Raw genomic sequence first — 9,329 nt, 5'->3', positions numbered from 1 at the left:
GCCCTTCACCGACACCCCAACAACCGATTCTCATCTTGATTGTCGCTACGCTCGCATCCTGTCAGTCGCCGCGCATCTGCGTGAGCATCGCATCGATGCATATTATCAACCTCTGGTTTGTCTCGACACGGCCAAGATTGTTGGGGTGGAGGCGCTCTGCCGATTGAAGACAGTAGATGGCGACGTGATTCCAGCCGCATCGTTTGATGACGCTTTCACAGATGCGCGTATCGCTTCAGATCTCACGCGCCGGATGCTGTCGATCGTTGCTGCCGATGTTCGGCGTTGGATTGATCTCGGTATCCCGTTCCAACACGTTGGACTCAACATCTCTGCGGCAGATTTGCTTGGCAGTGCGCTTGCTCGGGACATTGAATCGGCGTGCGCGGCAGAAAATCTTCCTCTTGAGTACGTGATCCTCGAACTCCGCGAAAGGGCATCGCTTGGCGAGCGCAATCAGATCCTGGCGGATGCGACCGTCAAGTTGAGAGAATTGGGGGTGCGGTTGGCGTTGGACGACTTTGGCTCTGACTATGCCTCGCTGACCCACCTGCTTTCATTTCCCGTCGATGCCCTCAAAATTGATCACCCGATCACATCGAGGGTTGAATCCTCGGAGGCCTGTCGTGCCATTGTTCGATCCGTCGTGGATGTCGGCAAGACATTGGGCATGAAGGTCATTGCCGCGCGTATTGAGACCTTTGAGCAGGCAGCAAGTTTGCGGGGTTTGGGCTGTGAGATCGGACAGGGCCATCATTTCTTTGGCGCATTGGATCGCAGCGAGATCACTCGCCAGCTTCTATTGCGTCATATCCGAAGAGATGAAGTCGAGGAGGCTGTGGTGTCGGAAGCAGCTCAGATGCTGCAAAATGGCTGATGACGCGCTATCGAGCTAAGCACGCACAGGGAGATTTCGCGAAAGGCAGGGGTGATGTTGATAACTAAGGTTAGCGTTTCAGATCATGGCGCCGTGCCTTCCGCTCTTAAATTCTGGGTAATGTTAAATAGCCTCTAGTCGCCCTTACTTGCGGCAACGAGGCAAATCGGCTTGTTGCTCCCCCGGCGATGTTCACTGAACGCCGCGGTGATCGCACGCAGTGTCTCGCGCGTTTTGGGATCGGTTAGCGATGAATATAGCATGATGGAGAGCGACGGAATCGGCGGCAGCCCAAGGGCCTCGCCGACCTCAATCATGTCGGGCGTGGCCAGACGGCAGGGATGAGCCGCAACCGCAAGGCCGGCGATCACCGCCGCCGTGATCGCTGCGGTGCCGCCGACGAAGACATCTGTCCACGGGATCGAGGCGCCATCCAGCAGCCGCGTTGCGACTTCCCGCACCTTACAGCAAGGCGGATGGCTGGCGATCCGCAAGGCATCGCCGGCACGATGCTCGTAACCTGGTGAAGCGAACCATCCGAAATGCTCCGGGCCAAGCACTTCGCCGTCGCGCCGGTCATCATCGCTACGCACGATCACCGCGTCGAGCGATCCCGCCTCATAGGCATCCAGCAACGCGCGGGAATTGTCGATCAGCACCTCTACCACAAGGCACGGGTCGGTCGACTTGAGTTTCGCCAGCAAGCTCGGAAACTCCGGCCCCATGATATGTGCGGCGATCCCCAGCCGGAAGCGGCGCCTTTCACCGGCCAGCGAGGAGAGCGCACGTTCATGCGCTACCAGAAGCTCCCGTGCAGCCGGAAGGAACGTCTCGCCCTTGACGGACAGCCGAACCTGCCTGGGCGTCCGCTCGATCAGCTTCTTGCCAAGGCGCTCCTCCAGCCGCTTCAGCTTCACGCTGATCGCTCCCTGTGTCGTGCCCAGGGCCTCGGCGGCGCGGGTGAAGCTCTGGAGATCCGCAATCATCACGAAGGCCCGAACGGAATCGACCTCAAGCGTGCCCATCATATTCATCCATATTTGTTGTCACTGAAACGCCCTGTCATCAGATTGCTAAATGAACAGAGCGTCGGCAGTTTTGCAAGTGAACCATATCTTTGCGCGCAGGGTGAGCCGGGCAACGTCTATCGCATTGGCAATGACCCGCTTTGCGGTGCAAGCAACAGCAAGGCCAGGACATGACTGCCACCAATCTTTCGACGCACACCTTTGCCCTGATCGCAATATGTCTTTCCGCCCTCATGCTCGGGCTGGAGATCACCAGCATCCCCTCGATCCTGCCGACACTTGAACGTGTGCTCCCAGCCGACTTCCGGCAACTGCAATGGATCATGAACGGCTACACCATAGCCATGTGCGCGGTGATGATGGCAATGGGCGCGCTGGGGGATCGCTTCGGCCGCAAGCGCATCTTTATCGCGGGGGTCGTCGTCTTCGGCGCTTCATCCCTGATCTGCGGACTGGCAGCCAATGCGCCGCTGCTGATCGCGGCGCGCTTTCTTCAAGGGCTAAGCGCCGCCGCGATGCTCGCCTGCCAGACAGCGGTACTGTCGCACCAGTTCCGCGACGGGCCGGAGCGCGGCAGGGCATTCGGCTGGTGGGGCATCGTCTTCGGGACCGGCCTTGGCTTCGGCCCGATCGTCGGCGGCGTCATCATCGAGTTGGCGAGCTGGCAATGGGTGTTCCTGATCCACGTCGTTCTCGCGGGGGTCACGGTCTTCTGCGCGTACCGGGGGATCGAGGAATCGTCCGATCCCCATACGACCCGTATCGACGTCGCCGGCATGGTCACACTGACGATCGCGGTGTTCGGGATCGTCTTCCTGATTACCCAGGGACAGGAACTGGGCCTGACTAGCCCCACAGCGCTAGCGGTCCTTGCGGCCAGCTTTGCCAGCTTCATCCTGTTTGTCCTTGTTGAAAACCGTATTGCGCGGCCGATTTTCGACTTCACCGCCTTGCGTGTGCGTCGGTTCTCGGGCGCGTTGCTCGGGGCCGGCGGCATGAACTTCAGCTTCTGGCCGTTCGTGATCTATCTGCCGATCTACCTCCAGGCCGTGCTGGGTTACGACGCCATCGCGGCGGGCCTGACCGTGCTCGCCTACACCGTGCCGACGATCCTGGTCCCGCCGATTGCGGAGCGGCTGCTGCTGCGCGGAGGCCCCGGCCTGGTCATTCCCCTGGGCCTCTTCATCATCGGCGCGGGCTTCATCCTGCTGCATCTCGTGGCTGCGAGCGCGCATGCGTCCTGGGTGACGCTGCTTCCCGGCTGCATCATCGCCGGGATCGGGCTCGGCCTGACCAACACCCCCGTCACCAACACCGCAACGGCCGCCTTGCCGCCCGCCCGGGCCGGCATGGCAGCGGGCATGGATATGAGCGCTCGGTTCATCTCACTGGCGGTCAATATCGCGATCATGGGCCTGATCCTTTTGAGCGGCGTATATGCCCATCTCGCCCAAGCCCTCCCGCAGCCGCCTGACGAAACCATGCTGCGGGCTTTGGCGGACGCCATTTCGGCGGGGAACCTGCCAGCCGCTGAGGGCAATGGCGCCCCCATCGTCACCGCCCGCGACGCACTGGCGCAGGGCATCGGGTGGGTCACGCTCTACGCCGCGATCTCCGCATGGATCTTTGCACTGCTGAGCTTTCTTGTTTTCGGAGGCAGGAAGGCAAGTCGGGTTGAAGCCTTGTCGCGCGGCCATTCATGAGTCACGAAGGCTGAACAGTGGCAAGGAAGAGCTAGGGATACGAAGGGCGCAGGCATTGAAATTGTCGTCAGTGTAAACCGGTTATCAGGTCATGGTCAGCAATTCCTCGAGGCCGGCGGCTTCGCATTCGTCAACGAGCAGTCCCGCGCATAGGCGACGCGCGGATGGCGCAACGTTAGGTTGTTTCGAGCGAAGCAAGGCGTGTATTCGGGAACGTGGGTGCCAGCAGCGCATTGCCACTCAATGGGCGAATCGGGCTGCCATGACGGCCAGAGGGATTGTCCAGCTTGACCAAAAGGCGCCCTTGGCGAGACTGCGCTGTACCGGTCCGAAGCTCTGACTTGGATCGGTTTTGGCGGGCTCTTCGGACAATCGGCGCAGGGGTGGGAATAGCCAGATCACTGAATTCAGCATTATTGTAGCGATGATAAGGCAGGGCGCAGCAGTGGGTATCAGGAAAAAGCTCCAAAGTTCCATTGGCCCACGAGGGAAGACTTTATATCTTTCGGGATGATAGAGTTGATCGTGCCAGTTCAGTAATTCAAGGGTGAGAAAAATCCATGCGGAAATACCGATGGTGCCCATCAAAATCGCGCATACAAAGCCCCACCAACCACGTAATGCTGCCCGGTGCTTTGCGCGAGTAACGTAGTTGGCCATTTGCTACCTCTTCAGCAATCAGATTCATCCAGATCATTCATTGCCAATATCATAAAACGCGACTCTTGTTCATAAAGGTTGATTAATATTCAGAGGGCATTGTCTGCAGATAGGGGAGGTATGTGAATATACGAACCGAAATGCACTCAAGATGTGGAAGGCATTACAGCACTAATCTTTGCTGGTTGAGATCAACTTTACGCGGGTTTCGCGGTTCGACGAGTATGATGCACGTCTGCTTTTTTGCATGCAGCGACATGGGGCCATGCGCGAACCAGCATTGGTTCGCGGCAAACGCTTGATTGTCTATAATCCCTTCGCCAGACAGGATCGCCAGACATGCCCGATCAGAGGCGACCGTGACATGGCTATCGACCTCCATATTGACGCGAGTAATCGCAAACGAAGCAAGATCATCGGGCATGTCCTCAACCGATCCGGTATCCGTCCTCGCCTCGAAGAGAGCCTCTGCGAGATGAAGCGCACGATCCCGTCCATAATCGAACAGGCGATAGGTGACGTCGCTCATTTCCTGTACTTCCAGCACGGTCAGCCCAGGCCCGAGGGCGTGAATTGTACCGGCCCTAATAAAATAGGAACAACCCACGATCGGAGTGATACGATTGAGCAATGAGGGTAGGCTGCCGTTTCGAGCTGCCTCGGCGATTTTCGCCCGCGCTAATTGTTCCTTTAGCCCAAAATCGATGTAAGCTTCAGCTTGGGCATCAACGACGTACCACCATTCATCTTTCCGTCCTGCGCCTTGCGGATGTACTTGCACGGATAAGGGCTTGCTCGTTTGCAGCCATTTGATCGTCAGCCCGACATCAGGCACCTGATAGACTATTTCTCCGATCAGTTGCCCACCCGATGGGTCATCCGAGAGAGGTCTCCGACCCCAAGGTTTTGAAACATAGTGGGGCGTGAGCAGTTCGGCATAGCCGAGCCTGAACCGGACGTCTCCTCCGGCTCCGCCGCGATCATGGAACTTCGGCTGCAACATCGAAAGGGCTCCAATTTTGCGATGTCGTCGACCTACCGGTTGGACTCCACAGGCGCCGAAGGATTTCCAACCTTTTCGGCTAGCCGGCGAACATCCTGCGATCGGCCACGTGGGGCGATAAGCACTGCATCTGGGGTAACGACGACGATTAGGTCGGACACCCCAATCGTTGCGATAAGAGGGCCTGTAGTCTTCAACAGGCAATTGCGACCTTCCATCACCGTTACATTGCCGTCGACCATATTCTCAGCGGCATCGCGCTCACCGACAGCGTGAAGCATGTCCCAGCTACCGAGGTCCGACCAACCAATGCTAACTGGAACAACCGCGACCTTGGTTGCTTTCTCCATCACCGCATAATCGATCGAGGTCGCAGGTGCGTCTCCAAAGGCGGCCGGATCAGGTGCTACAGTGAAATTGCTGCGGTGCGCCAATGCGAGAGCCTGTTCAGCCGCCGCCAGAACATCTGGAGCGTGCGCTCTTATCGCTTCGACCATGATGTCAGCCCGAAAGAGGAAAATCCCGGCATTCCAGAAATGCCCGCCGTCGGCGATCATCGCCGCAGCACTGGTCGCACCCGGTTTCTCGACGAATGCCTCGACATCATGCACGCCGTGCGAAATCTCTACTCCGCTGCGGATGTAGCCATATCCCGTCTCGGGATAGTCTGGCTGAATACCGAATGTGACCATCCACCCTTGCTCGGCCAGCGGCACGGCTTGCTGTATCGCTGCCCCAAAAGCAGCGACATCTTTGATGATATGGTCACTCGGCAAGACAAGGAGTAAACTTTTCGGGGTCGGCGCCTCAAGGGAGGCCATGGCGATAGCCGGAGCCGTGTTGCGTCCTTCGGGCTCCAGTATGAGCCGGAAAGGCACACAAGCTACTTCCTTCAGTTGGCATTCAAGCTGAGCGACGTGGGCGATATTCGTCACCAGGATTGGCGCCTTCGCGATACCTGTTTGCCGTGCGCGAAGGATGGTCTGCTGCAGCAGGCTCTGGCTTCCCAGCAGAGGAATGAACTGTTTTGGACTATGGTGTGTCGACAAGGGCCAGAGGCGCGTCCCGGAGCCGCCCGAGAGGATAACAGGAACGATGTCGTTCATGCGCCTGGCGTGTCGCTCGGCGGCTGCTGATCGCGTTCGACCCAATCCTTCTGCACCTCGTACCTTCTCTTTCTGTCAATGTGCTGACGGATAGGCCGCAAGGCTGCCTTTGACGAAACGGTCGAGACCCACGAGCTGCTCTACCAACGGATCGAGAAGATCGAGTGGCCAGGAGTTCGGGCCGTCTGACAGCGCCTTGGTCGGATCGGGATGCGTCTCAATGAATAGGCCCGCGACGCCTGCCGCCACCGCCCCCCGACACAGCAGCGGCACATATCGGCGCTCACCGCCCGATCGGTTCCCAAGGCTCCCGGGTGCTTGCACGCTATGACTGGCGTCGAACACGACTGGTGCGCCCGTTTCACCCATGACGGAAAGGCTCCGCAGATCGGTGACCAGATTGTTGTAGCCGAAGCTGGCGCCACGTTCGCAGAGGAGAAATGAGTTCGGATCCTGGCCGGCTGCAACGGCCGCAGATCGCGCTTTATCGAGCACGTGCGCCATATCTCCGGGGGCCATGAACTGCCCTTTTTTGAGATTGACGACCCGGCCTGAGCGCGCAACCGCGTCGATCAGGTCGCTCTGGCGCGCAAGTAGCGCGGGCGTCTGCAGTATATCGACGACCTCAGCCACTGACTTGACCTGAGCGGGATCGTGAACATCCGTCAGAACGGGCAATCCCGTCTTCTCGGCGACCAAGCGGAGAATTTCGAGGCCGTCATCAAGTCCTGGACCTCGATAGGATGTCAGTGAAGTCCGATTTGCCTTGTCGAACGAGCCCTTGAAGATGATCAGGATATCATGCCGGAGAGCGATCTGCGATAACCGCTCCGCGACACGCAACGACAATTCCAGGGACTCCAGCACACAAGGGCCGGCGATCAGGAAGAGGGGGCTTTCCTGCCCAATCTGCCTGTCGCGAAACATCATGGACGACATTTGTCCAACCCCATCACGCGATACCACGCAATGCGAGAGCCTGCTCGACGATGTAAATGTCGCCGGGGTTGTTGACCTCCCAGAGACCACCAGCTGGCTCGCTGATCTCTACCATTCGCATCGGGATGCGTTCATCCAGAAAACGAAGTTGCTCCAGTCCCTCGGCTGCTTCGAGCGGAGCGGGGGGCAGGGCTGCATAGTGTAAGAGCGCACGGCGGCGATAGGCATACAGGCCAAGGTGGAGAAAAATCGGACATTCAACGCTACCGCCGCCATAAGGCAGCAGCCGCTTGGAGAAGTATAGCGCATCTCCAGCCCCATCCGTGACGACGGTCGTGCCGCCAATGCGGCCTGCTGCTTCGTCTGCGCGCAGCCGGGTCACCGTGTCAGAGCCACATCGCGTCATGGCGGTGGCGACCATGACAGTGGGGTCAGTGCTCATTTCTGAAATGAGGGCAGCGATGGCGCTAGGTGGAGTGAGGGGCGCATCTCCCTGCAGGTTGACGATGACGTCGGCGTCAACGGCACCATCCTCAATCGCTGCAGCGCAGCGCTCAGTGCCATTCAAACACAGAGAGGACGTGATGGTTGAACGGGCTCCAGCTGAGCGGGCAGCGTCCGCAATCCGGGAGTCGTCGGTTGCTACAACGACCTCAATTGTAGGGCAGACGGCCAAGGCAGCATTGACAGTGCGCTCCAACAGCGATCGTTCAGTCCCAGAGGCTCCCTTAAGCTGCGCAAACGGCTTTCCCGGAAACCGCGAGGATTCATAGCGGGCAGGGATGACGATGGTAACGCGCATATCAACCGATCTCGAGACGGAGCAGATCATGGATGTGAACGAGACCGATAATCCGCCGCTCATCCTCGGCATCCATCACTAACAGTGACGTGATGCGGGCGTCTGAGAGCATCTCCAGCGCGTCTCGCGCTAGCATGCCTCCGAAAAGCACATGGGGATTACGTGTCATGACATCGCGTGCGACTGCTCCTCGGAGCGAATGAGCATGCCGCCTGAGATCTCCGTCGGTAATGACGCCCTCAAGATGTCCTTGTTCATCGACAACTGCGGCGACGCCAAAACCACCTTCGTTCATTGTGGCGACGACGGTCTGCATGCAAACGTCGGTTGCCACGATGGGCAATTGCTCTCCCCGATGCATAAAGCTTTCTACCGTCACAAGGTCGAGACCAAGCCGGCCTCCGGGATGAAAGCTATGCAACGTTGCGGCTGTAACGCCCTTCAACCGCATCAGAGTAATCGCGAGTGCATCACCCAGAGCGAGCATCATCGTTGTGGATGTCGTCGGAGAGCTCTGGTGAGGACAAGCCTCCGCCTTATTGGGGAGAAACAGGCAAGTCTCGGCCGCTTCGGCAAGGCGCGAACCGCGGGCCGACGTAATCGCAACAATCGGAATATTCATATGATCCGCGCGCAAGAGGATCGTACCCAATTCGCGAGTGCTGCCGGAATTGGAAAGGATCAGAAGCGTATCGGCTTCGTGCAATGCGCCCAGGTCGCCATGCACCGCCTCGCTTGCGTGGAGGAAGATCGCTGGGGAGCCCGTGGCGGAAAGCGTCGCGGCGATCTTTCGCGCGATATGGCCGGATTTACCAAGCCCGCAGACACAGATACGTCCCTTGGTCTGCTGAAGTGTCGCGATGGCGTGGCCGAAGGACTGGTCGAGCTCGTTTCCCAAGGCCCAGAGCGCTTCCGCCTCCGTTGCGATGACGTTTCGGCCCAGCGCCACGAGCCGTTCCGGGCCTGAAGAGTAGGCTAGGCTGGGGAACGACGTGCAATCAGACATGGATGCTGTTCCTTCGGCAACTTTGCCGTTCACGCCTATCCGGGGGGCTGCAAGCCAACAATTACGGCTTTCCGCAGTTTTGGACGGCCGCCGTCTTCGAAAGTGCCTTCAGCGACATTTCGCAATTCACGACGAGGCGGCTTCATTCCCCTGGTGAGACCAGTGGCCTGCAATCATCTCGCGAGGCCGTTCCTGAAGGAAAATA

The 9,329-nt window shown here is 58.8% G+C and carries 9 protein-coding genes; 2 read left to right on the top strand and 7 right to left on the bottom strand.

The features are described 5' to 3' along the window. Positions 1-877, top strand: an 877-nt coding sequence (locus tag WFP78_RS07680; RefSeq protein ID WP_336960322.1) for an EAL domain-containing protein, incomplete at its 5' end; no start/stop codon positions are given. Between the two features lie 134 nt (positions 878-1,011). Here the strand turns inward: WFP78_RS07680 and WFP78_RS07675 are convergent. Then, positions 1,012-1,905: a LysR family transcriptional regulator gene (locus tag WFP78_RS07675; RefSeq protein ID WP_275489362.1), complete on the bottom strand. Its 894-nt coding sequence runs from the start codon at positions 1,903-1,905 to the stop codon at positions 1,012-1,014. A 170-nt stretch (positions 1,906-2,075) separates the two neighbouring features. Here WFP78_RS07675 and WFP78_RS07670 point away from each other — a divergent pair, with 170 nt between their 5' ends. After that, a complete protein-coding gene (locus tag WFP78_RS07670) occupies positions 2,076-3,608 on the top strand; it encodes an MFS transporter (RefSeq protein WP_275489363.1) in 1,533 nt (510 codons plus the stop codon). Between the two features lie 240 nt (positions 3,609-3,848). On the opposite strand, the gene WFP78_RS07665 is transcribed toward WFP78_RS07670, so the two are convergent. The 6 genes from WFP78_RS07665 to WFP78_RS07640 all read right to left on the bottom strand — a co-directional run bounded on the left by WFP78_RS07665 (position 3,849) and on the right by WFP78_RS07640 (position 9,124). Continuing rightward, on the bottom strand, positions 3,849-4,268 hold the full coding sequence (locus tag WFP78_RS07665) for a hypothetical protein (protein ID WP_275489364.1): 420 nt from the start codon (positions 4,266-4,268) through the stop codon (positions 3,849-3,851). A 163-nt stretch (positions 4,269-4,431) separates the two neighbouring features. After that, complete coding sequence (locus WFP78_RS07660; protein WP_275489365.1) at positions 4,432-5,271, bottom strand: class I mannose-6-phosphate isomerase; 840 nt, start codon at positions 5,269-5,271, stop codon at positions 4,432-4,434. 32 nt (positions 5,272-5,303) lie between these two features. Next, positions 5,304-6,377 (bottom strand): mannose-1-phosphate guanylyltransferase/mannose-6-phosphate isomerase, encoded by a 1,074-nt coding sequence (locus WFP78_RS07655; protein ID WP_275489366.1) that lies wholly within the window; start codon positions 6,375-6,377, stop codon positions 5,304-5,306. A 75-nt stretch (positions 6,378-6,452) separates the two neighbouring features. Then, positions 6,453-7,307 (bottom strand): 3-deoxy-8-phosphooctulonate synthase, encoded by an 855-nt coding sequence (gene kdsA / locus WFP78_RS07650; protein ID WP_275489367.1) that lies wholly within the window; start codon positions 7,305-7,307, stop codon positions 6,453-6,455. 22 nt (positions 7,308-7,329) lie between these two features. Continuing rightward, positions 7,330-8,118 (bottom strand): 3-deoxy-manno-octulosonate cytidylyltransferase, encoded by a 789-nt coding sequence (locus tag WFP78_RS07645; RefSeq protein ID WP_080604517.1) that lies wholly within the window; start codon positions 8,116-8,118, stop codon positions 7,330-7,332. A 1-nt stretch (position 8,119) separates the two neighbouring features. Continuing rightward, positions 8,120-9,124, bottom strand: coding sequence for a KpsF/GutQ family sugar-phosphate isomerase (locus WFP78_RS07640; protein ID WP_336960315.1), 1,005 nt, complete (start codon positions 9,122-9,124; stop codon positions 8,120-8,122). Between the last annotated feature and the right edge of the window lie 205 nt (positions 9,125-9,329).

It is taken from the genome of Sphingobium aquiterrae (genome assembly GCF_037154135.1).
GTDB lineage: Bacteria > Pseudomonadota > Alphaproteobacteria > Sphingomonadales > Sphingomonadaceae > Sphingobium > Sphingobium aquiterrae.
This window is presented reverse-complemented; position numbering and strand designations above follow the sequence as displayed.